The organism is Paenibacillus sp. BJ-4, from assembly GCF_020404765.1.
GTDB lineage: Bacteria > Bacillota > Bacilli > Paenibacillales > Paenibacillaceae > Paenibacillus.
Genome location: NZ_JAIVEM010000005.1, coordinates 216,625 through 242,383, shown reverse-complemented (window position 1 = coordinate 242,383; position 25,759 = coordinate 216,625). Strand labels below are relative to the sequence as shown.

The 25,759-nt window shown below is 47.4% G+C and carries 18 protein-coding genes and 1 pseudogene; all 19 read right to left on the bottom strand.

What is annotated here, in order from left to right; translation table 11 throughout:
• Nucleotides 1-198 precede the first annotated feature (198 nt).
• The gene (locus LCF57_RS01670; protein WP_225999162.1) at nucleotides 199-669 is read right to left on the bottom strand and encodes a MarR family winged helix-turn-helix transcriptional regulator; all 471 of its coding nucleotides are present in this window, start codon (nucleotides 667-669) and stop codon (nucleotides 199-201) included.
• Nucleotides 670-943: 274 nt separating this feature from the next.
• Nucleotides 944-3,406, bottom strand: a complete 2,463-nt coding sequence (gene gyrA, locus LCF57_RS01665; RefSeq protein ID WP_225999161.1) for a DNA gyrase subunit A — start codon at nucleotides 3,404-3,406, stop codon at nucleotides 944-946.
• A 22-nt stretch (nucleotides 3,407-3,428) separates the two neighbouring features.
• Complete coding sequence (gene parE / locus LCF57_RS01660) at nucleotides 3,429-5,408, bottom strand: DNA topoisomerase IV subunit B (RefSeq protein WP_025718724.1); 1,980 nt, start codon at nucleotides 5,406-5,408, stop codon at nucleotides 3,429-3,431.
• A 98-nt stretch (nucleotides 5,409-5,506) separates the two neighbouring features.
• On the bottom strand, nucleotides 5,507-6,496 hold the full coding sequence (locus tag LCF57_RS01655) for an ABC transporter permease (protein ID WP_225999160.1): 990 nt from the start codon (nucleotides 6,494-6,496) through the stop codon (nucleotides 5,507-5,509).
• Nucleotides 6,489-7,565, bottom strand: coding sequence for an ABC transporter ATP-binding protein (locus tag LCF57_RS01650; RefSeq protein ID WP_225999159.1), 1,077 nt, complete (start codon nucleotides 7,563-7,565; stop codon nucleotides 6,489-6,491). The genes LCF57_RS01655 and LCF57_RS01650 overlap by 8 nt, the downstream gene beginning before the upstream one ends.
• Nucleotides 7,565-8,509: a GDSL-type esterase/lipase family protein gene (locus tag LCF57_RS01645; protein ID WP_225999158.1), complete on the bottom strand. Its 945-nt coding sequence runs from the start codon at nucleotides 8,507-8,509 to the stop codon at nucleotides 7,565-7,567. Before LCF57_RS01645 ends, LCF57_RS01650 begins: the two co-directional genes overlap by 1 nt.
• Nucleotides 8,510-8,719: 210 nt before the next feature.
• Complete coding sequence (locus LCF57_RS01640; protein ID WP_025718718.1) at nucleotides 8,720-9,400, bottom strand: TIGR00266 family protein; 681 nt, start codon at nucleotides 9,398-9,400, stop codon at nucleotides 8,720-8,722.
• A gap of 226 nt (nucleotides 9,401-9,626) precedes the next feature.
• Complete coding sequence (locus LCF57_RS01635; protein ID WP_225999157.1) at nucleotides 9,627-10,376, bottom strand: CAP domain-containing protein; 750 nt, start codon at nucleotides 10,374-10,376, stop codon at nucleotides 9,627-9,629.
• A gap of 208 nt (nucleotides 10,377-10,584) precedes the next feature.
• Entirely contained in the window at nucleotides 10,585-11,046 is a 462-nt protein-coding gene (locus LCF57_RS01630; RefSeq protein ID WP_025718713.1) for a GNAT family N-acetyltransferase, read from the bottom strand.
• Nucleotides 11,039-12,223 (bottom strand): formate-dependent phosphoribosylglycinamide formyltransferase, encoded by a 1,185-nt coding sequence (gene purT, locus LCF57_RS01625; protein ID WP_225999156.1) that lies wholly within the window; start codon nucleotides 12,221-12,223, stop codon nucleotides 11,039-11,041. Before purT ends, LCF57_RS01630 begins: the two co-directional genes overlap by 8 nt.
• A 129-nt stretch (nucleotides 12,224-12,352) precedes the next feature.
• Nucleotides 12,353-14,191, bottom strand: coding sequence for an ABC transporter ATP-binding protein (locus LCF57_RS01620; protein ID WP_225999155.1), 1,839 nt, complete (start codon nucleotides 14,189-14,191; stop codon nucleotides 12,353-12,355).
• Nucleotides 14,188-15,963: an ABC transporter ATP-binding protein gene (locus tag LCF57_RS01615; RefSeq protein WP_225999154.1), complete on the bottom strand. Its 1,776-nt coding sequence runs from the start codon at nucleotides 15,961-15,963 to the stop codon at nucleotides 14,188-14,190. The genes LCF57_RS01620 and LCF57_RS01615 overlap by 4 nt, the downstream gene beginning before the upstream one ends.
• Nucleotides 15,964-16,217: 254 nt before the next feature.
• Nucleotides 16,218-19,898, bottom strand: a complete 3,681-nt coding sequence (locus tag LCF57_RS01610) for a dynamin family protein (protein WP_225999153.1) — start codon at nucleotides 19,896-19,898, stop codon at nucleotides 16,218-16,220.
• A 167-nt stretch (nucleotides 19,899-20,065) separates the two neighbouring features.
• A pseudogene (locus LCF57_RS01605) lies at nucleotides 20,066-20,299 on the bottom strand (glutathione peroxidase); the annotation flags it as partial.
• A 164-nt stretch (nucleotides 20,300-20,463) separates the two neighbouring features.
• The gene (locus LCF57_RS01600) at nucleotides 20,464-20,736 is read right to left on the bottom strand and encodes an NAD/NADP transhydrogenase alpha subunit (RefSeq protein WP_225999152.1); all 273 of its coding nucleotides are present in this window, start codon (nucleotides 20,734-20,736) and stop codon (nucleotides 20,464-20,466) included.
• Between the two features lie 97 nt (nucleotides 20,737-20,833).
• On the bottom strand, nucleotides 20,834-21,469 hold the full coding sequence (nth, locus tag LCF57_RS01595; RefSeq protein WP_225999151.1) for an endonuclease III: 636 nt from the start codon (nucleotides 21,467-21,469) through the stop codon (nucleotides 20,834-20,836).
• Nucleotides 21,470-21,681: 212 nt separating this feature from the next.
• Complete coding sequence (locus LCF57_RS01590; protein ID WP_225999150.1) at nucleotides 21,682-22,332, bottom strand: GerMN domain-containing protein; 651 nt, start codon at nucleotides 22,330-22,332, stop codon at nucleotides 21,682-21,684.
• 45 nt (nucleotides 22,333-22,377) lie between these two features.
• The gene (locus tag LCF57_RS01585; RefSeq protein WP_225999149.1) at nucleotides 22,378-23,877 is read right to left on the bottom strand and encodes an N-acetylmuramoyl-L-alanine amidase family protein; all 1,500 of its coding nucleotides are present in this window, start codon (nucleotides 23,875-23,877) and stop codon (nucleotides 22,378-22,380) included.
• Nucleotides 23,878-24,178: 301 nt separating this feature from the next.
• The gene (locus LCF57_RS01580) at nucleotides 24,179-25,753 is read right to left on the bottom strand and encodes an N-acetylmuramoyl-L-alanine amidase family protein (protein WP_225999148.1); all 1,575 of its coding nucleotides are present in this window, start codon (nucleotides 25,751-25,753) and stop codon (nucleotides 24,179-24,181) included.
• Nucleotides 25,754-25,759 lie beyond the last annotated feature (6 nt).

Sequence of the window (25,759 nt, the reverse complement as noted above, 5' to 3'; positions counted from 1 at the left end):
CCACTTCACATTTCATATACATAATCAAGCAACTATTCGTATACAAAATGTTATTAAGTCATAACTAATATTATCACTTTTTATGTATATGTCAACTTTAACCCAACGACCCCTTGTTTATAGTATAAAAAACGCGGGTAGGAATGCCCTGACGGGCACATCTATCCGCGCGATCGTAATTGCTATTAGGGATGTGTGTTACTCTGCTTGCTCTAATTGTTCCTTTTCTGCCGCTGATTCACTTGTCGATACTGAAGTTTTTGTCTTTGTTGTGATTTTACCCAACAAATAGACAAGCAAATTTTGATTATGCTGAGAAATCCGGTTTAGTGCGGAGCCCAAAAAATCATCCCGGATCTGCAAACCGCGTTCCGCCTCTTCTCTGCCTTGATCTGAGATGACAATCCATACAATTCTGCGGTCCTTTACGTCTCTGAAACGGGTGACCAGTCGATTCCGCTCCATCCGATCCAGCAGCATCGTAACCGCTGCAGGGGTGGTGGCGAGATACGGGATCAATTGAGACGGCTTCATGCGGCCGTATTCGTTCAGAACCTCCAGCACCGTGAGTTGAGCCTCAGTTAGTGATGGAGCCAACTGCTGCTCCATATGAACCTTGTAATCCTTAGCCATTCTGGACCAGATTTTCGCAAATTCGGTCGTTTGCATTTTGCCTCACTCCTTTGAATAACAGGATCGGTAAAAAAACAAAGTTACCGTATCGGCCACCGTCCGGATTGTATTTCATCACATTAAATTTTCGCCATTTCCCCCTGGTTTCCTGCTGTTTTTGGGGCATCCATTGAAAAGGGGAAGGAAGTCTCACTCCGGTTTTGGAGGCTTTTCAAGGTTCGACAGCATGACGGCAAAAAGGTCCTCATTCGTGCTGGATTGGCACGTGAGGACCTCTGTTTTTCGAGCTAATAAGCGCTTGACTTTACCATTATTCTACTGACTGTGAAGTCTGCGGCTCACTATGCGGCAGCACATTCACAATTTCGTCTTTCTTTTCCACAGGAGCCAGCAGTTTCCCTGTATCCTTGCGGTCAGCTAGCGGAGCTTTTTCAGAAAGGAACGACAGCATTTGTCCTTCGGCAGTGATGACCTGCAACTGAATAGCTTCACGGCAATAGAAGGCAGCTACGATGTGAGATCCATTCGAACGTACCCGCTTGCCTTCCTTGAATTCGAAAGTAGCGATACCTTTACCGCCTCTTCCCTGAGAAGGGTAATCCAGCAGAAGCGTACGCTTGCCGTAACCGGACTCGGTCAGCACCAGCACCTCTCCTTCATCCTCTTCCACCCACAGCGCTGCGACAATTTCATCGCCTTCCGCCAGTTGTATACCTTTGACACCAGCCGAGACGCGGCCCATCGCATTAACCTCTTGCTCCTTGAAACGAATGCTCATTCCCGCACGGGTGATCAGCATAATATCTTTGGTACTATCGCTCAACGTGACTGATAGTATCTCATCGTCTCCTGCTACCTTGCAGGCTGCTACGGCACTGGAACGTTTTGTAGCATATTCTTTCAATTCTGTCCGCTTGACTTGCCCTTTCTTTGTGACAAATACCAGACTTTGACCGATTTCCTCGATGTTTTTGATCGGAATAACGCTCACGATACGATCTTCCTTGGATAGCGAAATGACATTGACAATCGGAGTGCCCGGCTCTTTCCACTTATACTCTGGTACCTGATGCACAGGCAGCAAAAAGTATTGTCCGCGCTGGGTAAAGACGAGCAGCACATCCAGTGTATTCACATCAAGGAATTGGGTGATGTAATCCCCTTCTTTAACACCGGAACTTGAACGATCCCCGCCGGAACGAGTGAACGACAGCATACTTGTACGTTTCACATAGCCATCTTTAGAGAGGGTCAGCAACACATCCTCTGCCGCAACCATGACCTCGAGATTTACCTTAATCTCTTCTACCTCACCCTGTATTTCCGAACGACGATCAATGCCGTACTTTTCACGAATTTCCAGCAGTTCCTTGCGGATCAGACTGACCAGCTTGCGGTCACTTTCTAGAATGGAACGGTATTGGGTGATCTTTTTCTGAATGTCACCCAGCTCTTTTTCGAGGGTGGTAATTTCCAGATTCGTAAGACGGTATAATTGCAGAGTCAAGATAGAATCCGCCTGACGTTCACTAAAGCCAAACATCCATTGCAAATTATTTTGTGCATCCTGGCGGTTTTTAGAAGCTTTAATAGCCGCGATGACCTCATCCAGAATGTTCAGCGCCTTGACCAAACCTTCCAGTACATGGGCGCGATCCTCCGCCTTTTCCAGTTCAAACTGGATGCGGTTTGTGACAACTTCGCGTTGATGATTGATATACGCTTCCAAAATGGACTTTAATCCAAGCTGGTGTGGCGCTTTGTTCACAATAGCAACCATATTAAAGTTATAAGCTACCTGGAGATCGGTTTTTTTCAGCAGATATGCCAAAATTCCTTCCGCATCAGCTTCCTTCTTCAACTCCACAACAATACGCAAGCCGTTTCGTCCACTCTCGTCACGAACCTCGGCAATTCCTTCTACCTTTTTCTCCAGACGAATATTTTCCATTGCGGTTACGAGTCTGGACTTAACAATCTGGTAAGGAATCTCTGTAATGACCAGTTGCTGCTTACCTCCACGCAAAGACTGAATTTCCGTTTTGGAACGGATATAAATACGTCCTTTGCCTGTCCTGTAAGCTTCCTTGATGCCTTCGCCACCCATAATGAGTCCGCCAGTCGGGAAATCCGGGCCTTTAATAAAGGTCATAATCTCTTCCAGTTCGATCTCTGGCTTTTCCATCACTGCGATGGTGGCGTCAATCACCTCGCGCAAACTATGCGTTGGAATTTCTGTCGCAAATCCCGCGGAGATCCCGCTGGAGCCATTCACCAACAGATTTGGATAACGGGACGGCAGTACAACGGGTTCCTTTGCCGAGTTATCAAAATTATCCTTGAACAAAACCGTACGTTTTTCGATATCACGCAGCATTTCCATTGCAATCGGAGACAAGCGTGCCTCCGTGTACCGCATAGCTGCCGCCGGATCGTCGTCCTGGGAACCCCAGTTGCCATGACCGTCCACCAGTACGTGGCTCATTTTCCAAGGTTGCGCCATACGTACCATTCCATCGTAAATAGATGAATCACCGTGAGGATGGTAATTACCCATAACGTCCCCAACGGTTTTGGCGGATTTACGATATGCTTTATCCGGCGTATTACCCGAATCATACATCGCATAAAGAATCCGACGTTGTACGGGTTTTAATCCGTCTCGTACGTCGGGTATCGCCCGGTCCTGAATAATATATTTGGAATATCGGCCAAAGCGGTCACCGACCACTTCCTCCAGAAAAGCTGGCAAAAATTGCTCCGATAAGCTCATGTCTACACCTCATTTAATAGCACTACTCTACGTATTCCGTGAAATCCACGTTTTCCACAATCCAGCGTTTGCGTGGATCTACCTTGTCGCCCATCAATGTGGACACACGGCGTTCAGCCTTGGCAGCATCCTCAATCTGAACGCGCAACAGGGTGCGTGACTCGGGATTCATTGTCGTTTCCCATAACTGATCAGGGTTCATCTCTCCGAGTCCTTTATAGCGTTGAAGCTCAAAATTCCGTCCAAATTCTTTTAAGTAATTTTCAAGCTGCTCATCAGTCCAGGCATAGCGTACTGTTTCGAGCTTACCCGACTTGCGCGTTATTTTATACAATGGCGGTTGAGCAATAAATATGCGTCCTGCATCAATCAGCTCTTTCATATACCGATAAAAGAACGTCAAAAGCAAAACTTGAATATGTGCACCATCCGTATCTGCATCGGTCATAATGATGATTTTGGAATAATTGCTGTCTTCGAGTGAAAACTCGGTTCCTACCCCCGCACCAATCGCTGCTGTAATAGCACGGTACTCATCATTTTTCATGATTTCTGCCAGCTTGGATTTTTCGGGATTCATCGGCTTGCCCTTTAACGGTAAAATGGCCTGAATTTTGGAATCCCGTCCCTGTTTGGCCGAGCCCCCGGCTGAGTCACCTTCCACGATAAACAATTCATTGCGTGTAAAATCCTTGGACTGCGCAGGCGACAACTTACCATTCAAATTTGAGCTTTCACTGCGCTTTTTACCCGAACGCATTTCGTCCCGCGCCTTACGTGCAGCTTCACGCGCTCTGGATGCCTGAATGGCCTTCTTGATCAAGGTTTGCGCTATCTGCGGATTCTCTTCCAGAAAACGCTGCATCTGCTCAGATACAATGGCATCCACTGTACTCCGTGCCGAAGCGCTGCCCAGTTGATCCTTTGTCTGACCGACAAATTCAACCTCAGCCATCTTGACACTGATTACAGCCATCATACCCTCACGCAGATCATTGCCCTCCAGGTTTTTATCCTTTTCCTTCAACATTACTGTCCGGCGCGCATAGTCATTCATGACCCGAGTGTAAGCGGTTTTGAATCCTGTCTCGTGGGTACCCCCGCCTCGCGTCGGAATAGAGTTAACAAACGAAGCAATCGTCTCTGTATAACCCGCATTATACTGAATGGCAATTTCCACTTCAATGTCTTCTTTTTCAGCATTAAAGTGAATAACATCATGCAGTACATCCTTGCCCTCATTCAGAAAAGCGACAAACTGGCTTGCTCCACCCTCATAATAGTATTCATCTGACTTTCCGCTGCGTTCATCTTTAAGCTGAATACGAAGTCCTGAATTCAGAAAAGCAATTTCCTGTAGACGCTCAGCCAGCGTATCGTAGTTAAAGTGAATGCCTGCCTGGAAAACGCGAATATCTGGTTTAAATGTAATTTTAGTGCCCGTCTTGTTGGTATTGCCCAGCACTTCAAGGCCTGTGGTCGGTTCCCCGACATGCTCCACGCCCTTCTTGTCCTGCCAATATTCAAACCGCTGACGGTGAATCTTGCCGTCTCGGTAAATTTCCACTTCAAGCCATTCCGAAAGAGCGTTCGTTACAGACGCACCCACACCGTGCAGACCTCCGGACTTTTTATATCCCGAACCGCCAAACTTACCTCCGGCGTGCAAAATGGTGAATACAACCTGAGGCGTGGGAATTCCCGTTTTGTGCATTCCGGTCGGAATACCGCGCCCGTTGTCTGTTACCGTAACGGAACCGTCCTTATGCATTGTGATATCAATGCGAGAGCAAAACTTGGCGAGATGTTCATCCACCGCGTTGTCTACAATTTCCCATACCAAATGATGCAGCCCCGAAGAACTGGTGCTCCCAATATACATGCCCGGCCGTTTGCGAACTGCCACAAGCCCTTCGAGCACTTGAATGTCGTCCGCGCCATATTCCAAAGCTCCGTTTTGAGTGCCGGACGCTTCCGCAGACAAGTCGATTTTGTCGACCATTCATGCTCCCCCTTTGTCTAATCATAACCGTGTTTTGCCTTATTCTTGATGATTTTCACCAAAAATGCAAACAGATGTTTTCTTTTACCTTGTCCATTTTAATTCAATATATCCCGTTTCGTAAAGACGGCGAATGAAACAATCAACGCCACAGCCCCCCAAATGCCCAGTACAGTTAAAGAAAACGGCAAGGTCATTCCCTCAATCGGAGCAGGGCTTCCAGATAAATAATCGGTTAATTCGAGGTTAACCATAAATAAATATTTTGCGCTCTGCCAAGATGAAGCCATATTGGTTAAAATAGTACCCGAAATGAGCGCAGCCATCATGACCACGATGCTGGCCGCCGTACTGCGTACCAGAACAGAAACCATAAAGGCCAGCGATGCCACCACGAGACTGACAAACCAGATCAAGCCGGCTTGCAACATTAGATAATGCCATTGTGGAATCGCATGAACCGCAGACACATCCACCGTCGAGCCAACAATTTGAAAGCCGGTAAATACAGGCGCGTTAAAACCGCGAAAACCAAAAAACAAGCCTGATATGAGGTAACTAATCACGAACACACTCAAAATGATGAGCGAAACGAACATGTACAGTGTCAGCAGCTTGCTCAGCAGTATTTTCCATCGCCTGACAGGACGGGTCAGCAGCATTTTTATCGTGCCTGTCGTCCGTTCTCCTGAAACCAGATCGGAGGCAATCGCCATAATGAGCAATGGAACAAACAGATTAATGGAATTATCCATAAACTCTCTGGTAAAGGTTACACCACTCGGCTCATTCGGATTCACGTCATTTTCCAGATAGTACTGCATCTGCTGGACAAAAACCCGCCGGTAGGTCTTCCATTCCTCGGGAACCCGGTCGCTGCCAAGCGAGTTTTGGTTATCAGTAATCGCCTGACGCAGCTCCAGCCGCCAATCATTGCCGAATTTTTCACGATTATTTTCTGCCACTTTCAATTGAGCGTACGTAAAAATCGGCACTAACACAAGCAAAACAAGTAAAATGACATAAAATCTTTTTTTCTTGATAATTTTCAGTGTTTCATTTTGTATGAGCGGTAAAATGTTATTCAAGTATCTCACCTTCCGTCATTTTCAGGAATAGCTGCTCCAGTGTAGGGTTAATTTTGGTTACACCTTTAACGGAAATACCGGAAGCTGTCATTTGTGCAACTAGCTCCGCAATATGCTCTTCATCCATTTCTGTAAAAATGGCATTGTCTCCGCTGGCTGCAACAATGCTGTCATCAATTAATTCATCCGCGTTTGTAATGATGTGCACATACGGTGATTTTTGCAATAGGGCAAGACCCAGATCATAAGGCTCCAATTGCCATACTGCCATGCGCGAATGGGTCTCAACTAATTCTCGTACACCGCCAACAGCCAGCACCTTTCCCCGACTTATAATAGCCACACGATCACATAACAACTGGATTTCGCTGAGTAAATGACTGGAAACAAACACAGCCATGCCCTCGGATGCCAACAGACGGATAAAAGCTCTCATTTCCTTAATTCCCTTAGGGTCCAAGCCGTTCGTCGGTTCATCCAGAATAAGCAGCTTCGGTCTGCCAAGCAAGGCTTGAGCTATGCCAAGACGCTGACGCATCCCCAGTGAATATGTACTTACTTTGTCATGGATACGACGATCTAGCCGAACCAGCTCAACCACCTCGCGGATACGCTGTTCATCTACACCAGGCTGCATCCGGGCAAAATGCTCGAGGTTCTCCCAACCTGTCAAATAGCTGTAAACCTCTGGATTTTCCACGATAGAGCCGATATGCTGTAAAGCCTGCTCCGGATCACGGTTCACATTGTGGCCGCATACCGTAATCGTCCCTTCCGTAGGCTTAATTAGGTCGACCAGCATACGGATCGTCGTCGTTTTTCCGGCGCCATTCGGGCCGAGAAAACCAAAAATCTCACCCGCGCGAACGTCGAATGTCACATCATGAATAATCATTTTACGTTTGATACGTTTCTTGACGTGCTGAACAGAGAGAACCGTTTCGTTGTCGCTTCTGCCTCGGTCTGCGCTGCCAAGCTGGCTCGCGGAATGGAAGCTAGACGCTACATCCGCAGATGTTGAATCCGTTGCTACTTCAGCACCGGTCTTGTCAGCAGATTGGATGCTCATTACTTGTCCCCTCCCTTCTTCACTTCAGCGGACTGACTGCTTGTAGATTGTTGACTGCCTGCATGATCGGCATTCTTCGTCGCTGCAACTGCAAAACCCTGCGCTATCCGTTCAGCAATCGCCTGATACCCCTGCCCGTTGGGATGAAAATGGTCCGATGACAAGTAGACTGAAAGATTTTGCTGGAATAAATCGAACGTTGGAATCAGCGTCATATTACTGTTTTGGTTGGTAATCGCCATGGCTGCCAAATTCCATTCTGTTACAACAAGATTACCGGGAATTTTCATTTCCTGTAGATCACTGAATGGATTATATAATCCAACATAGATAATTTTAGCATTCGGATTGATTTTTCCGACTTTGATCAGTACTTTTTGCAGACGTTTGGCGGCATCAGGCAAGGCTTTGCGCAAACCACTAAGTGTAGGTGGTTCTTTGCCGGTTTGGGCAGCCTGCGCTCCCTGAAATAAATCATTGCCTCCAATCGAGACAATAATAACGTTAGCCTTCTTCAATACATAAGATACACCAGGCTCATCCAGCTTGGTTAATAGTCCTTGAGTCGTCAGCCCATTAATCCCCAGATTGTTGATGAGCTGCGCCTTATGCCCTTCCTGGCCATTTAACAGGGTCACCGATCGACGCACAAAACCACTGCCGGAGTCATCCCCCGTTCCTTTGGCCAGCGAATCTCCAATGGCAGCTACCCGAAACTCTCCCGTCTGAGTAGCAATAGATGGCGCAGCTGGTGTCTGCGATGAGTCGGTATTTACAGGTGGAGTGCTAACCATCGGCTCTGGAGCCGTGATGCTTCGTACTGCGGCAATAAATCCGTATAATAATAGCAGTGTGGCGGCGATGGAAATGGAACCGACAGACCGCCATATCCATTTTGATGAATTCACTCGTGTTCCCTCCTGATAGCTTAGTGAAATAAACATAAAGCTTCTCATATCATTTTGCAAATAAACCGTTCTGAGATTTATGAAGCACATATGTAAAAAAAAAAAGAAAATACATAATATTGAGGTTCGATTGTGTGAAACTTTCGTGAACATCATTAGTTTATTTTTTCTTTATTATGTTAAAAAAGGATGGCAAATTGCCATCCTTTTACGATGTCTACTCGTGTGCACAGTATAGACGAAAAACTATTTGCTATCAGGTATAAAACTCCTGATCCATTGTCCAAAACTGCCTGGATTTCGACTCTGGATCAACACCGTCCCTTCACCGCGAAATCGGCATACAAGCGCTTCTCCGCTCGTTACACTGGACAACCAGCCTTTCGATGCTTTCTCAATTTTATAATCCATATAGTCTGGCCATGCCACCAGATGAGCATTATCAATAATACGCTCCTCTCCTGGCGCAACATACAGAGGATAAATGGCCCCGTAAGAGGATAGAAACACCGTACCCCGACCACTGATTTCAACGATAAAAAAGCCTTCGCCAGAAAATAGTCCTTTCATCAGGTTTTGCATTTTGGTACTAACCTCGATACCTTCTGTACATGCTAGAAAACCGTCCTTTTGGACGAGCAGTCTGTATGAACCGTCCAGTTCCACGGCCTGTACATCTCCTATACTGGCTGGGGCGAGCAGCACTTCTGCCGGTCCCCGAGCTGCCCTCAGCTCTTGAAAAAAGAATTTTTCCCCGCTCAGCATCCGACCTAAACCACGCAACAGTCCACCATCCACTGTTCCTTTGATGTCTACGCTGGAAGACATGGAAACCATCGCTCCCATTTCCGCTTTAATGGTTTCTCCGGGGCTCAACTGCACCTTGAGCATTGCAAAGGCACCTTCATGCACGATTTCGTAGCTCAATTGTTCACCTAGCTTTCTATAAGTAGTACGCTATCAATGCTGCTTGCTGCTATCATACTATACTTATGTCCTCTATGCCTGTTTTTGCATACTAGCAATGCTTTATACTATTCAATGAAAAGATAACATTAAAGGCCCACTGAACGTGTCAGCAGGCCTTTATATTAACGCGATGTCGCTATATGAGAGCTCCAAACGCGTCTTGCTATCGTTTTAGTTATCGTTCTTAGTTACGTGTGAACTCCTGTACCCAATATCCATTGTAGTAAGCCACACCGATTTGCGTATATTCTGCCTTCAGAATATTTTCACGGTGTCCCTGACTGTTCATCCAGGCCTTCATTACTTCTTGTGGTGTTTGTTGTCCCATTGCAATATTTTCACCCGCATACGTATAACTTACACCGAATTTCTTCATCATATCAAAAGGTGAGCCGTAGGTTGGTGATGTATGGGAAAAGTAATTATTGGTACTCATATCCTTCGCTTTAGCCAAAGCAACTTCTGTAAGCTTTGCATTAGAAGTGAGCGGCTTCAGGCCCTGTTGGCTACGCTCGTTGTTTACCAGCTTTACCACCTCTGCTGCAAATTGGGATTTGCTGAGCTCAGCACCTGATCCTGCGGACTGACCCGCTCCTGAATTAGTGTTCTGAGCTTGCTTCTGTTGCTTGTTAGCAGCCTGTGAAGCGTTTTGGTTACCTTGTTTAGTTCCTTGTTTAGTTCCTTGCTTGCCGGAAGAAGGATTGGCTGTTTTGGTTGTAGCCTTGTCCTGTTTGGACCAATCCTTAATGACGGTCTTTGTGATCGTCGTTGTTCCGTTGGATATATTCACTGTATAACCGTTATTTTGTAGCCACTGTTGTAGTTGTGCAGACAAATCGTCAGCTGGTGAAGCTGATGCCGGAACGATGAATCCTGCGGATAAAATGGCGCTTAGACTTCCCATCACCAGTGTTTTTTTCAACATATTCTTCATTTCGTCATCTCCTTGTTGTATTAATGCCTTGGTGTGAACGTTCCCGGTTACAACTTTGTAATCTTTACCCTAGCAGTATATCATGTTTCATAGCAGGATCAATGGTATAAAAGTTGGAAAAAAAATAGCCCCGCTTGGCAATAGCCTACACGGGACTGATGTATGGATAATAAGACTTTATATATAGTCCTAGCTTTATCGAGGCAGCTTATCTAAGCTTTTTGCTGAAACGGTAGCCTTGCTTTTCAAAGCCGATTCGGTTGTAGAAGGCTCTGGCCTCTACTTGTTTGATGCGGTTATTCGCTCCGGTAATGAATAAATGATAGCATCCTTGCGCACGTCCCCATTCTTCACCACAAGACACCAGACGTTTGCCAATGCCCTCGCCGCGATACTCCCCGCTCACGACCAGCATGGTGATTTGTACAGCAGGATCAGGATAAGCCAAGCTTTGAGCCGTATGCATGCCGATTACTCCGACAACACGACCATCCATTTCTGCAACCATCATATTCGCCTGACTGTCCTCCTGCGTTGTTCCCATAACTTCTTTCATCACGCCACAAGTCATCGGATATCCGACTTCTCTTAGCAGTCCAGTTACGGCTTCGCAATCGCCAAGCTCTACGGAACGAATTGTCAGTACTGGAATCATCACATTGTTAGACATGATTTACCTCCACTTTCAGCATATTAGCAGCCTCTTTGGCCGTCTTCCGTGCTGTCTCCACATCTCCTGCAGCGCTAAGCGCTACAGCCATCCGGCGTCCCGGCTTGGTTTCAGGCTTCCCGAACACTCGCACCTGTGTCCGGGGTAGCAATAACGCATCATCCATACCACTTATTTCGAAATCCCGCGTAGCCAATTCTGCCTTCAAGGTAGCTGAAGCCCCTGGTGTAAGCAGCGTGACTGACGGCACCGGGAAACCGAGAATGGCTCGCACATGAAGCGCGAATTCCGACAAATCCTGCGTAATCATAGTCACCATTCCAGTATCATGCGGACGAGGGGACACTTCACTGAATATGACACCATCAGCCGTTAAAAATAGCTCAACGCCAAACAATCCGTAACCACCCAATTCATCCGTAATCGTACGGGCAATGTCTTCTGCCTCTGAAAGCTGCTTGTCCGTCATACCATGAGGTTGCCAGGATTCGACATAATCCCCGTCTTTCTGAATATGGCCAATCGGTGGGCAAAAAGTCGTACCTGAAACCGATCTGACGGTCAATAAAGTAATTTCGCTCTCAAATGGGACAAAAGCTTCAACAATGACACGTGTTGTTTTGGCACGTGCGCCTTCCAGCGCCGTATTCCAGCAGGATTCTGCATCTTCAGGTGTCCGGCATACAGACTGCCCTTTACCCGACGAGCTCATCAAGGGCTTGACCACGCAGGGCGTGCCAAGCTCATGTACCGCTGACCGCAACTGCTCAAAATCATCTGCAAAACGGTATTCGGCGGTCGGAAGTTGCAATTTCTCGGCGGCAAGCCTGCGAATACCCTCCCGGTCCATCGTAAGACGGGCGGCCCGGGCAGTTGGTACTACGTGAAATCCCTCTTGCTCCAATTCTTCCAAAGCACCCGTAGCAATAGCTTCGATTTCGGGTACAATTATGTCGGGCTTTTCCTTGCGAATAAGTGCCTTCAACGCCTCAGCATCCTGCATATCCAGACATTGAGAACGATGGGCGACCTGCATTGCTGGAGCCACTTCATATCGATCCACAGCAATACACTCCACGCCAAGCCGCTGAGCTTCGATAATGACTTCTTTTCCCAATTCGCCGCTGCCCAGCAGCAGCATTTTCTTAGCGTTGGCAGAAAAAGGAGCACCCCACATCTTGAACTCTTCCCCCTCTGACGATATTGCTCTGATCTCTTTTCATCTTTATTTTCAGGGTTTAGCTTCAAGAATGCAATAGTGCTCGGCATTAAAATTTACAAAAAACGCGATTTTTTGATCTTTTTTTTACAAAAATCTGAACTGTGCTTCCACCAGCCCCCGATATATTCCATGTTTTTTCATCAATTGTTCATGATTACCACTTTCCTGAATCTCTCCGTGATCCAGTACGACAATATGATCCGCATTCCGAATGGTAGACAAACGGTGAGCGACCATAAAAGAGGTTCTGCCTTCCAGTAGAACCTGAAGAGCATCCTGAATTTTCAGCTCCGTTTCTGTATCAATGCTGGCTGTCGCCTCATCCAAAATAAGAATTCGCGGATTAGCAAGCAAAGCCCGGGCAAAGGATAAGAGCTGACGCTGGCCCATGGACAACATACCTCCCCGCTCCTCCACCTCTGTTTCATAGCCGCCTGGTAATTGAACGATGAATTCATGAGCATTAACCGCCTTCGCAGCCGTTTCAATTTCCTCATCTGTTGCGTCCAGACGGCCAAAACGAATATTATCGCGAATCGTACCTGAAAATATAAACGTATCCTGAAGCACGATGCTAATCTGGCTACGCAAGCTCTCCACCGTTACGTCCCGCACATCATGACCGTCAATGGTAAGCCGTCCTGATGTAATGTCATAGAAACGGCTAAGCAGGTTAATAATTGTACTTTTTCCTGATCCGGTATGACCCACAAGTGCAATGGACTGACCCGCCTCGACAGATAGATTAATCCCTTTAAGCGCCTGACGCCCTTTTTCATATTCAAAAACAACATTTTCAAATTGAATATCGCCCCGAATAAGCGGCAAATCCTTGGCTCCCGGCTTGTTCGCAATATTCGGCTTTTCATCCATAAACTCAAATATTCTTTCCGATGAAGCCATCGCAACCAGCAGCTGATTGTACATTTGACCCAGGCGATTAATCGGCTCCCAAAAATTTCCCACATAGTTGGCAAACGCAACCAGCAGACCTACCGTAAGCTGATCTGTCTGAATAAGATGCGCCCCGAACCAGAACAGCACCAGCGTACCCAGTCCTCCTGTAATATCAATAAGTGGACCAAAAACCTGATTCATGGCGGAGGCTTTATCCCACGACCTTTTGCTGGAGCTGTTCATGTCATCGAAATAAGCCATGTTTTCCTGCTCCTGCGTGTATGCCTGTGTCACACGGATCCCCTGAATGGACTCATTCAGATGAGAATTGATACGCGAGTTCTTCATGCGTACTTCCTGCCAGGCGCGGCGGATACGCACGCGTAGCTTGGTCGAGATTAAAAACATGATGGGAACGGTCACAATGACCGCCAAGCCGAGCTTCCAGTTAATAAGCAGTAAAATGACAATAATCCCCATGAGCTGAACACAGTCGATCAGGACATTCACTGCACCATTCGTAAACAGATCCTGGAGCGAGTTAATGTCATTCGTAACACGTACTAATACAGACCCTGCCGGTCTTTTATCAAAAAAATTAAAGGAAAGCTTCTGAATATGCTTAAACAGATCCTCACGCAGATCATAAATGACGCGTTGACCAATAATATTGGTGAATTTAATGCGGTACGTATTGGCTGCCCATTGAATCAAATATAGCAGCAACACCGCACCCGTTATGAGCAACAGCAACTTCACGCTGGGCAGTGCTGGCCACGCGGGAGCAATCGCCTTATCAATGGCCAGACTGATCAAATAAGGAACCGTCAGCTTGGTGATGGTGCCGAGAATCATCATGACCAGAAGGATAGGCAGGATCTGGCGGGCATAAGGCTTCATGTATGCAAGCAAACGTTTAAATTCTGACCAGTTAAACGGTTTGTCAATGACATCATCATCCTGATACACAAAACGTTCATTCGTTGGTTTTTTTAACGGATGGGCTTTTTCTGCCGGTATATTCATGGTCTCACCTGCCTTTCGGATACACCGTCTGGAGTCTGGTCTATGTAGTCGGCGTATTGAATATGATACACATCCTGGTATGGACCTGGAGTGGCAATAAGCAGTTCATGTGTTCCTCGCTGGACGATTCTTCCTTCCTCAAGCACCACAATTTCATTGGCATGACGAAGCGACGAGATTCGATGAGCAATAATAAACGTGGTGCGTCCACGCATTACCTCTTGAAAACCGGTCTGAATTTCATGCTCCGTCTCCATATCGACTGCACTGGTAGCATCATCAAGTACGAGAATTTTCGGATTCTTGAGCAAGGCACGTGCGATGGCAATCCGTTGTTTTTGTCCCCCAGATAGCCCCAATCCACGTTCACCAACGACAGTATCGTAACCGAGCGGTAGCTCGGTGATGAATTCATGTGCCTGAGCCAGCTTGGAAACGCGTATGATGTCATCCATACTGACATGGTTTAAACCATAGGCAATGTTGTTACGAATGGACGATGAGAACAAAAACGTCTCCTGAAACACAGAAGAAATTTGAGCACGTAAATCGCGAATTTTCAAATGACGTATATCTGTTCCATCCAGCTTGATGCTTCCTGCGTTCACGTTGTAAGCCCGCATAAGGAGCTGGATAATGGTCGATTTCCCTGATCCTGTTCCACCCAAAATCCCAATGACTGATCCCGGTGGCGCATCCAGATTGATGTCAACAACAGCGGGCAGCTTATTCCCGTAAGCAAATGTAACATGTTCAAACGTAATATGTCCCTTTACCTGATCGGTATTGAGCGCAAGAGCATCAGGTTCATCGGTTACATCTACGGGCTGATTCAGCAGCTCCAAGACCCGTTCACCGGAAGCTTTAGACTGCGTATAGTTATTAATATGAAAACCAACGCTCCAGATCGGACCGATAATATACCAAATTAAGCTAAAAAAAGCGACGAGCTGTCCCAGAGTCATCGACTTCACAATGACCAGATATCCTCCCATGCCTAAAAGAAGGACCACACTGATAGAAGCAATAAGCTCCATGGCGGGGAAGAAACGACTCCATAAGGAAGCAGCCTGAATTTGATTACTTTTGTACTGTTCATTTCGTATTGAAAATTTTTCAACTTCATAGGATTCACGGGCAAAAGATTTGACGGTGCGGACCCCTGTAATATTTTCCTGTACCGCTGTCGTCAAGGCACTGAGCGCAATCCGCATTTCTTGGAAGGTGGGATGAATTCGGGATTCAAACTTAAATGTGACGAAGAGCAGCAAAGGCATGCTGATCATCGTAAAGAGGGTGAGCTGCCAGTTGATATACACCATCATCATAGAGCCGAATACGACCATCAGTACCACATTGAGGATTTGGGCAAAACCAAACCCGATAAAGTTGCGAATCGCCTCCAGATCACCGGTCAAACGGGACATCAGATCCCCCGTTTTGGCAGTGTCATAATATCTGAAGGACAGAAATTGCAGCTTTTCGTAACAGGCATTGCGGAGTCGATACGCCAGAAAGTTTCCTAGCCGTCCACCAAAAAAACCATGTAAAAATTGCATAAAACCTTTGATGATCACAACTCCCAGTACAGTCAGAGCCAGCACCGGGACTTTCTCGAAGTCACCGGGAATGATAGCGTTATCAATGAGCCTTTGGAGCAGGTTCGGATACACCAGTCCCAAGGCCGTCGCTATCGCAAGGCATAGAATGGAAAGAAACAGATAATGTCTCCTCTCGCGAAAAAAAACTTGCAGTTGCCTGAGCACTTCCATGTCAATGTCCCTCCATTAGTTGCACGACGTTGTTATATGGCTTAGTGAAGTTTACCATTCGCATTCCAAGGCGGCAAAGAGGATAACGGACCGTTTTCAGGCAGGTTCGCAATTGGTGGGTGATTAGGCAAATTAAATCGCTTTCTTATTATTGAATATGGCTATTTCCTCAGTTTTCCTTTCCTTTTGAAGCATGCATAAAACACCGGGTTGTCCCACAACCCGGTGTCCTTAAGTCTTCGCAACTATATATTTTATTGCGTTAGCATTTCTTTCTGCTCCAGATCGGCAATACGACCTGCCAGCTCTTCCCAAACCTGCGGCTGCTCGTCACCTGCAAGTGCATGCTCCATACCGCCAAGTGTCCCCAGCATCTGCTCCCGAAGCTGTGCCGTCTGCCACGTCAGCTCCTCCTGCATCAGCTTAACGTAATAAGAAGACATTCGTTCCCGCTGCAGCTCGACTGCTTCGCCAACTTTCTCGCGTAGTATCGGCTCCAGTTTGGATTGCAAGCTTCCCCGACCAGCCCCTTCAAAGAATAGCTTTGGATTTTTAAAGGCATTCCAGTACTCCTTCCAAAGGACGGAATCCTGCAGCGAAATTTCAAACAGTTCAGGAACAGCCCATTCTCTTGCTTCGGGAACGGTACAATCCAAACCTGTCAGCCGCTGGTTCATCTCTTCCGCACACCGTTGTACAGCCTTGTGCACCAAGGATTTCCCCGTTTTTTCCAACCTAAGTGTGGTTGCCAATAATTCCTGGGACAGCTCCAACTCAAGCAAACGCATCAGTTCGCGACCACAAGAGGCAAAAGCCGAACGAAGATCACCTGCTCCTTCACGCAGGACAGACGGATGAAATGCCTCCGCCATAAACTCTCCAGTCCGGTAGGCCAGCCGTTGACGTACATGATACAGCAGTTCATCGGTTTCACCTAATAAAACAGTTGCACCGTTGCTGTCAGACAAACTCTGGAGCATATGCTCCAGTTCACTGCGGATGAGGCTTAATCGCTCCAATCGAATCGTGCGTTCTTCTACGCCATACCGGGCATCAGCGGCATGATGCTCTATCCGGCTACGCAGCCTCCCCAGCTCCTGCATGGCAGAAGCAATGGACAAGCCCGCCAGTTCATCAGCTGCAAATGCCGAAAAATCTTTTTCAAACCCTTCAAAACGTGAAGCCGTACGCAGCGAAAGCTCTCCCTGTTCAGCCGCTTCCAGTGCCAGCATACTGGACAGCGGATAAATACGCGGCTTACGGATTCCGTTCGCCTGTAGTTGTTCCTGTACATGCCGGGTCACGGATTGCAGTTCTTCTTCGGAGGAAGCCAAATCTGAGGCATTGACGATAAAAAAGGTCTGATCCAACGCCAACGTCTCTTTAACTCGGCCCAATTGGTTCAAAAATTGCCGGTCTCCTTGGGTAAACGCATGATTGTAATATGTGATAAATACAAGAGCGTCTGCATGCTTCATATAATTGAAGGTCACGCCCGTATGCCGTGCATTCACAGAATCCGCTCCAGGCGTATCCACTAGCACAATACCCTGACGGGTCAAAGCGCAGTTATAATAAAGGTCGATGCGCTCCACAAAGCATGACTTGTGCTCAGACGCGACAAAATCCCGATACTGTTCCAGATTTACCTGAAGCTGCTGACCCAGCAGGTGTTCGGCTTCTTCCCATCCAGCTGCGGCAGCCTTCAAAAAGCTGTAATGCGGCCTGCCGGCAGGGTGTATTCCTTCCGGAGATAACTCACGTACGGCTTCCTGCCAGCCTACTGCCTCCGGTTCCCCCAATCCCAATAACCGGAACGAATATTTGAGATCATCCCACAACGCGTCCACTGATTTCATGTGGACGTCAGCCGTAGCATGGCGCTCAGGAGTTGCAGGCGCCATAATACGGTTAATCGCCGCTGTCGTTGGATGCGGTGATACGGGCAACACGGCTTCGCCCAGCAAAGCATTGGCGAAGCTCGACTTCCCGGCGCTGAACGCTCCGAACAGTGCCAAAGTAAATCGCCCGCCCTCCAACGCAGCCGCGCGGGCATGTAAATCCCGTACCGTTGCCTGCATGGCAGGGTACGGACTTATCAAGGCAGCGGCGGTTTTCAGCCGAGCCGCTACTGCATCCAGCCGCGTGCGGCGCCCTCCGGCAGCAGGCTGTGCTGCCGCCGTGCTCGCTTGCGGCAATGCCGATCCGGCGCGTGTGCCAGCGATGGCGGGCTGCGCCGCATCTGTTAGCGCGGCTGGAGCCATCGGGGACGCAGCGGCGGCTTCAGCCTTCAGCGCAGCCTCGCGGGGCAATGCGCCTGGCGCGACGGCCTGCGGCAGCAGGCTGCGAAGCGCGTTGGCGTGTACAGCCGAGGCATGTATACGGGCACTGTAGCGGCTCGCCGCGTCCGCTTGCGCCAACAGCGCAGTGCGCGCATCCGCGAGAGCCGCGCGGCGGGCTTCGGCTCGCACTGCTAGCTGGGCCAGCAGGCGGTCTGCCAGCGCCAGCGCCTTGCGGCGACAATCCGCCGTGACTGCGGCACGGAGGTCCTTACAATAGTTCAGCGTATACTCCGGCGACAACGCCGTTTCCTTGACCGTCTGCTCAATCAGCTGCCGATTCGTCACTGGACGAATGCTATCCAGCTCTTGCTCCATCGCAGCAGACCACAGCCCATGACCTTCGCCCCAAGATCTCAGCATCTCCCGCACATGGGGAAACAGTTGCCCCTCCACCTGATCAGTCAGCATCCGGGTCAGCCGTTCCAAACGATGCTCCTTTTCTCGCTCCGTCTTGCCTCCGGCAAACAACAGCCCCATCTTGAAGCCCGGCTTGCGGCTCTCCAAATATTCGCCCGCTGCTTCACGCAGCTCCGCAGGCGTCAAATGCACGTGCTCCAGTAGACGATCCAGCTCTTGACGCAACCTTTTATGCTCCTGCTCCGGGAGTATCCGCCACTGCTCATCCTCTTGCTGCAGGGCTTGCTGCTCCATTTTCAAACGGGAAATCGCCTCTTCTCCGCCCGCCTCTTGCAGCAGCGTGTTCAGCTCCTCTTCTTCAGCTGCCTGCACATCCTCCACATGTTGCTCTACCAAATGGTGCATGGAGGATACCAGGCTGTACGCTAACAGCTCCGCTTTCCGCTTCAGTAATTGTTGAATCAACGACGGCAACTGTTGCCACTGGTTCCAAGGGTGATTTGGCTCTTTTAAGGAAGTAAACATTAGATCAGTATAATGGACCTGCCACGCATGAAAGCTGGTCTCTACCTCATTGCGATAACGTGTAAATGAAAGTTCCCGCTCCCGGTGTTTATCTATTTGATTGATTATCAAGTATAACGGCTTGCCCCAATCCGATAAGCTTTTGGCAAAAGACAAATTATTTTCAGATTGAACATGATTGTAATCCATCACATAAAAAACAATGTCTGCCCGATGTAAAGCGGAATGTGTCGCCAGCGCATGTCCTTGGTCTGTGGAGTCTACGCCCGGTGTATCCAGCAGTACCCCTCCGCCGGATAGCATCGGAATATCCTCCCATACCTGAATGAATTCATAGGCCCCGCCATTTTTACAATATTCAGCTAGCTCGGCCAAGGAGGTTTCCATGATCTCCTTCTCCGGGTTTTCCGATGATTTAACTGGATGAATGAGTGCTCTTGAATGTCCATGCCGGATGGACACCACATTAGCGCTCGTAGGCACCGGTCCGGAGGGCAGCACCGTTTTACCGCACAGGCTGTTAATCAAGCTTGATTTTCCCGCCGAGAAATGTCCACAAAAGGCAATGGTCAGCTCGTCCGCGTTCGCCTTCTCTAGTAGATCAGCTAAAGCCTTGGCTCCCGCCATATCCCCTGCTTTATGCAAAGTATTCTGCATCTGTTCAATCGTATTAGACCACTTTCCGGCATCTCCTGTAATCGTTTGCATCATAAGCTACGGTTCCACTCCTTGTCTCTTGAGCATCAAATAGCTATATTGTAGCACTCCTGTGCCACTGTGAGAATCATCACAATTAAAAAACTAAAAAGCGTCCCCCTCCAGTACCTGACTTTGGGGAACGCTCTTTTCAAAACGGATCATTACAGCAATGCTTCAATCTAATCTTCCATATCCAGAGGATCTGTCGTTGCTTCAAATCGATTGACTACTTTCCCGTTCCGATCCATCAGGAATTTCGTAAAATTCCATTTGATCGAATCTCCTGGTAAGTATTCAGGATGACGCTCATGAATTAAAGGAATAAGTATTTTGGCAACCGAATGCGTTTCATCAAAGCCCTCAAAGGGCAACGACGAAGCAAGATATGTAAACAACGGATGAGCCTGCTTATCACTCTGAAATTCAATTGAAAATTTCATAATTAATGATGTGGAATCGTCCATATCCAGCATTTGATAATGGTCTTCAAGGTTCGTGCAGATCATGCGCCTCCAGGCTGGTTAGACCAGCCGGGCCGCCTGCACCGGAACATGCAGCGCATGTCCGCTAATTATACTTAATTTGCTGCTGCCTCAAGCACTGGCAGCAAAATTTCAAATACTTGACCATGCTGCAAAATCGTAATTCCGCGGGATTTGTCCTTCATTACGACCACTTCCGGCTTTTGAGACATACGTTCCAGGTAATGCTCAGGCACATCCCCGGAATGGCTGACCGTAATTCCCTCAAGATCGCGTTCTTCGTTTTCAGCAAACTCTGTTGTTACAATTTGCTCAAAAATATCCGAAAACGCCTCAAAATTGTCTGTATATACCGAAATGCACTTCATTACTCTTCATCCTTTTCTACACATAAATGGTTAAACCCTTTGTAAACTCTATGGGTCTTTAAGCTCTACGTTCCTTATCTTTTCTGATAAGAGACGTTTACATACGTTTCTTGCCTTCCCTGCACACATCAAGCAACGGGCATACCTGACATTGAGGGTTTTGTGCTTTGCAATGGTAGCGACCGAAAAAAATAAGCCTGTGGTGGGTCAAAGACCATTCATCCCTAGGTACTCTTTTCATCAGCTTCTTTTCCACCTCAAGCACTGAATCATCCCATCCTGCAAAGCCGAGTCGTTTAGAAACGCGCTCTACATGCGTATCGACCGCAATAGCCGGCACATTAAAAGCGGTAGATACGACGACATTAGCCGTCTTGCGTCCAACACCGGGAAGCTTGACCAGTTGATCGTGCTCAGACGGTATTTCTCCCCCGTACTGGTCTATCAATATACGGCACAGGTTATGAATATGCTTGGCCTTGTTTCGGTACAAGCCGATTCTGCGAATATCCTGCTCCAGCTCCTCAATGGGAACAGCCAAATAATCCTCAGGTGACTTGTATTTTTGAAACAGGTCTGCCGTTACTTTGTTGACCATCTGATCGGAGCACTGAGCCGACAATAACACGGCAATCGTTAATTCAAAAGCATTGTCATGGTTCAACTCACAATGGGCATCCGGATACATCGTACCGATGGTGTCCAATATATGACGTGCGGTTGCTGCATTCACGGAATCCTACCTCCTACCAAAAAAAACGTCCTGATACGGGATAGCCCGCATCAAGACGGTCACTCTAAATAATCATCCGGAAAGAAACGAATACTATTTGTGCATGACTGCCTGCATAGGCGAGAAATACACTCCTATATTATCATTATCTGTCACAGATTGCACGTGAAAAGTGTGCAAATTGCCAAGAAATTTTCATACAATCTGATCTGTTAACGGCTCATTGGATGATCCAAATCTACGTGCCCCATTAAAGATTCCAGAGATTGACCATCTACGAGCAAATCCAGTGTTTTGATTTCATTGAACTGGAACATTGTTTTCTTCAAGGCATCAATAGCCAATTCCTCGCCACCTGCACCCAAACGTGCTTCGTCCGGCAAAGAAATATCAAAGGTCAATGCTCCGTTATCCAATTTGATCTTATGCACGGAAATTTTATCCGACCACAGCGGTATCAGAGAAGAATTCCCACTTTTTTGCAGAGCCTCGAACGCCTTTTGGTATTTTTCCAGCTCGCTCGGGTAGGTAATTTCCTTTTTCTCTTCTTTTAAGCCATTCTCTTGAGTATCTGTGTAGTAGACTGTGATCTGCTGCGTTTGATGATCTCCTGATTTTTCCGTTTCCGTCTTGGTTTGGGTAGGTTCCGTTGACGGGGATGCTGGGGTCTGAGACGCCCCGTTATTTTCAGCAGACTGAGCCGATGGATCAGGGGTCGTTTGCTCAGACGTACTATTGGGTGCAGCAGGTGTTTGTGTTTCCTGAGTTGGAGCCGCCGGAGCAGCTGTCTGCTTGGAGGCACAGCCTGCGCCTGCTATGGCAAACAGTGCCAGCAAACCTGCGATTACGATTTTTTTGTTCATATGTCCCCCTCCTTGCTTGACGTTGGCAAGCGATTTGTTGAAGATTTATTTTACACCAAGATACTCTGTGATGCCATCTGCAATCCCCTGAGCTACCCGGTTTTGAAAATCTTCATCAAACAGTGTGGCTTCCTCTTTTGCATTACTCAAATATCCTACCTCAAGCAAAACGGCTGGCATAGTCGTTTCCCGAATCACATGGAAATTGCCATAACGAATGCCTCGGTCTGTCAGACCCGTAGCAGGAGCAAAGTACTTATGCATAACGCCCGCGAACGCTTTGCTGGCACTCCGCTGGTAATACGTCTCTGTACCGTTGGAAGCTGAACTGCCGCTGCTGTTAGCATGAATGGACACAAATACGTTGGCATTGAGATTTTCAGCCACTTTTACTCGCTGTTTAAGCTCCAGGAATGTGTCGTCGCTGCGTGTCAATACGACCTCAAGGTTGGGATTCTGCTTTAAGATGCTTTCCACTTTCAAAGCCATAGCCAGGTTGAAGGTCTTCTCGTAATTTTTTCTTGAGACCCCAACTGCTCCAGAATCCTTTGCTCCATGACCTGCATCAATAACAACGACCTTTTTACCACTGCTGTTCACTGGTGATGTCTGTGTATCGTCTGGTGATGAACCATCTGGCAGCGTGGCATCAGGCGTTGTATTAATTGAATCCTTGGATGCCAGATCGACGATGACATGATTGGATCCATCATTGTATGCAGTGTAGTTCATAGCATGTTTCAAATCAATAACAACACGGACCGTAGAAGGTTCCTTTTGGAACAAAGCATAACGGATACCGGACACATCCGCTTCATTTTGAATGTCCAGTGAACCATTCAAGTTGTTGTCCAGCTTCTGCTGGTCTCCAAAATTGTCAGCGAACGCAGTTGCTGGCAAATCCACAACAACCCGATCAGGAGCTGTCATCGTGAACGCTTTTGGCTTGACTGTACTCGCGGTTGTGATGGTTAAACGATTTTGACTGAAACTGATTTCCTGCACTGGCGTAACACCTGTGCTCGCATTATTAGCTGGTGCAGTTACACTTCCTGTACTTGAACTGTTATTCCCGGATTTCGGAGGGGTAAATTCCCCGTTTCCAGACCCACTACTGCGGGTATATAATTTTACGGACTTGGAGCTACTGTCCCATTTTACGTCCAGTCCCATTTGCTCCCCGATAAAACGAAGCGGTACAAGGGCATAATTGGAACGCAGCAGAGGCGAAGCATCCAGACTAATGTCGCTTCCATTGACAGTCGCCGTCTTACTTCCGATGTTCATTCGGATCGAGGTACTGTCCTTCTCAATCGTTATGGTTCGCGCCTGCTGCTTCCATGTCACGTCATATCCTAAATTTTCAGAAATTACGCGTAGCGGAACCATTGTGCTTCCGCCTATCACTTGTGCCTTAGCACCACTAGGGACACTTAACTGTTGATCGTCGAGATAGATTTGCGTTCCACTCGAAGCCGCATGTCCATAACCCGGAACCGCCCACATGAAGACAAATAATAACAACAAAAAACCAAATTTCTTCATTCGTCACCCTTCCATTCATATTTTTTTTGCCACATGCTCCGGTGCGGCGACCTGATATACGCGCTTATGTAATATCAGACAACCTTTTAGACGTTATCCCACACCAAAAGTTGCGAATATATTCCATCATAACAGAAATATACGTGCCTAAGAACTATTTTTGTCGAATTATGACTAAAAATATAGTTCATTCGTTTCCCGTCAAAAGTCATCGTCAAAAAAATTAAAAAAGCCACTTTTCACCTCCATGATTTCCCATAAAGGTAGAAAGTAGCTTTTTTTAACCCTCTTAATTAATCACTTAATTAATCACTTCGTTAAGCGATTCCGTGGTCCCCGTTTCCGTTGCAAAATACTCTTTTAATCCGTCGACGATTCCTTGCGCAATCATGCCCTGTTTTTCTTCCGTGAACATGGCTGCTTCATCAGACGGATTACTCAGATAGCCACATTCCAGCAGCACCGCTGGCATTTGCGATTTTCTTGTTACCACATGGTTTGCCACCTTAATGCCGTTATCCTTGAACCCAGTAGCCGCTATAAGATGCTTGTGCATCGTCGTTGCCAGATTCAAGCTTTCCTGGCGTGCATAATAAGTTTCAGACCCATTGGCTTTTCCGTTATTGGAGGCTGGCATACTGTTTCCATGGATGGAAACAAACACGTTTGCCTGTTGATCATTCGCAAGCTGGGGACGTTCATCCAGGGTCGGATATGTATCTCCATTGCGGGTCATTATGACCTGAATAGCTGGGTCATTTTGCAAAAGCTGTTGAACCTTTAACGCCACAGCCAATGTAAACTCCTTCTCACGTCGTCCTGTCGCACTGGCTGCTCCAGGGTCCTTGCCACCATGTCCAGGATCAATTACGACAATCCGCCGTCCTTCGACATGAGTTGGTGTGACCACCAGATTCTCACCACGCTCACGCAATTGGAGGGTGATTTCACCCGTGCTGTTTGTTGAAAGATCGTAATCACGTACTTGATTCAAGGCAATGACAACACGGACACCCCCATTTTGTCCATCTACAGGAGCGAATCTGATTTCCTGTATATCTGTGCCGTCAATATTCGTCAGTATACGTGAGCCATCACTACGAACCGGAAACGGTTGAGAAAACTCGGACGACAGCGTTGCTCCCGGTAAATCCACGACAATGCGGTCAGGCCCCGTCATTTTGAACACTTTGGGGGTTACAACTTTATTCATAGAAATCTTTAATGCTTCATGTTCAAAAATGATGTCCTGCACAAGCAACGTATTTGCTTTTGACTTCTCTGCATTCTGATCCTTGGGCGGTGAAAGTGCACTCTCCGTCTGCTTGTCTGCTTCGGCCGTATTTGTAGTGGTAGTTGTCGTTGGAGACGTTTTCTGCTTGCTGGTCGTATTCTGCGTCGACGTTTTTTGCGATTCGGCCTTCTGATCTGTCTGTGGAGTTGTGGCCTTTTGACTAAGATTTACGGATTTACTTTTATTATTCCAATCTACTTTTAGTCCCATTTGTTCCCCGACAAAGCGCAATGGAACCATCGTCGAGTTGCCACGCAGAACAGGAGGCGCATCCAGACTAACTGTTTTTCCATTCACATCAGCCGATGTACGGCCTACATACATAGACATATCCGTATTGTTTTTTTGAATTGAGATTTTATAGGCTTGTGGTTCCCATTTGAATTGATATCCAAGCTGCTCACCAACTACCCGAAGCGGTACCATGACTTTTCCATTGACCATTTCAGGCTTGGCATCTGCAGGCGCTTCCATCCTTTTGCCGTCCAAAAACAAATCTGCTTCAGCCGCATTCACATGAGTGGAGGACGGCCACAACCAGATTAAGATAGCCGCCAATATCACCCAACCATATTTTTTCATCCTCAT

Bases quoted from the DNA above. Each gene is read 5' to 3' on its own strand.
- LCF57_RS01590 (WP_225999150.1), bottom strand. From the start codon at position 22,332: ATGAACAAAAAAATCGTAATCGCAGGTTTGCTGGCACTGTTTGCCATA.
- LCF57_RS01635 (WP_225999157.1), bottom strand. From the start codon at position 10,376: ATGAAGAATATGTTGAAAAAAACACTGGTGATGGGAAGTCTAAGCGCC.
- LCF57_RS01600 (WP_225999152.1), bottom strand. From the start codon at position 20,736: ATGAAGTGCATTTCGGTATATACAGACAATTTTGAGGCGTTTTCGGAT.
- LCF57_RS01585 (WP_225999149.1), bottom strand. From the start codon at position 23,877: ATGAAGAAATTTGGTTTTTTGTTGTTATTATTTGTCTTCATGTGGGCG.
- LCF57_RS01645 (WP_225999158.1), bottom strand. From the start codon at position 8,509: ATGTTTATTTCACTAAGCTATCAGGAGGGAACACGAGTGAATTCATCA.
- parE (WP_025718724.1), bottom strand. From the start codon at position 5,408: ATGGTCGACAAAATCGACTTGTCTGCGGAAGCGTCCGGCACTCAAAAC.
- LCF57_RS01650 (WP_225999159.1), bottom strand. From the start codon at position 7,565: ATGAGCATCCAATCTGCTGACAAGACCGGTGCTGAAGTAGCAACGGAT.
- purT (WP_225999156.1), bottom strand. From the start codon at position 12,223: ATGTGGGGTGCTCCTTTTTCTGCCAACGCTAAGAAAATGCTGCTGCTG.
- LCF57_RS01610 (WP_225999153.1), bottom strand. From the start codon at position 19,898: ATGATGCAAACGATTACAGGAGATGCCGGAAAGTGGTCTAATACGATT.
- LCF57_RS01630 (WP_025718713.1), bottom strand. From the start codon at position 11,046: ATGTCTAACAATGTGATGATTCCAGTACTGACAATTCGTTCCGTAGAG.
- gyrA (WP_225999161.1), bottom strand. From the start codon at position 3,406: ATGAGCTTATCGGAGCAATTTTTGCCAGCTTTTCTGGAGGAAGTGGTC.
- LCF57_RS01615 (WP_225999154.1), bottom strand. From the start codon at position 15,963: ATGGAAGTGCTCAGGCAACTGCAAGTTTTTTTTCGCGAGAGGAGACAT.
- LCF57_RS01580 (WP_225999148.1), bottom strand. From the start codon at position 25,753: ATGAAAAAATATGGTTGGGTGATATTGGCGGCTATCTTAATCTGGTTG.
- LCF57_RS01620 (WP_225999155.1), bottom strand. From the start codon at position 14,191: ATGAATATACCGGCAGAAAAAGCCCATCCGTTAAAAAAACCAACGAAT.
- LCF57_RS01670 (WP_225999162.1), bottom strand. From the start codon at position 669: ATGCAAACGACCGAATTTGCGAAAATCTGGTCCAGAATGGCTAAGGAT.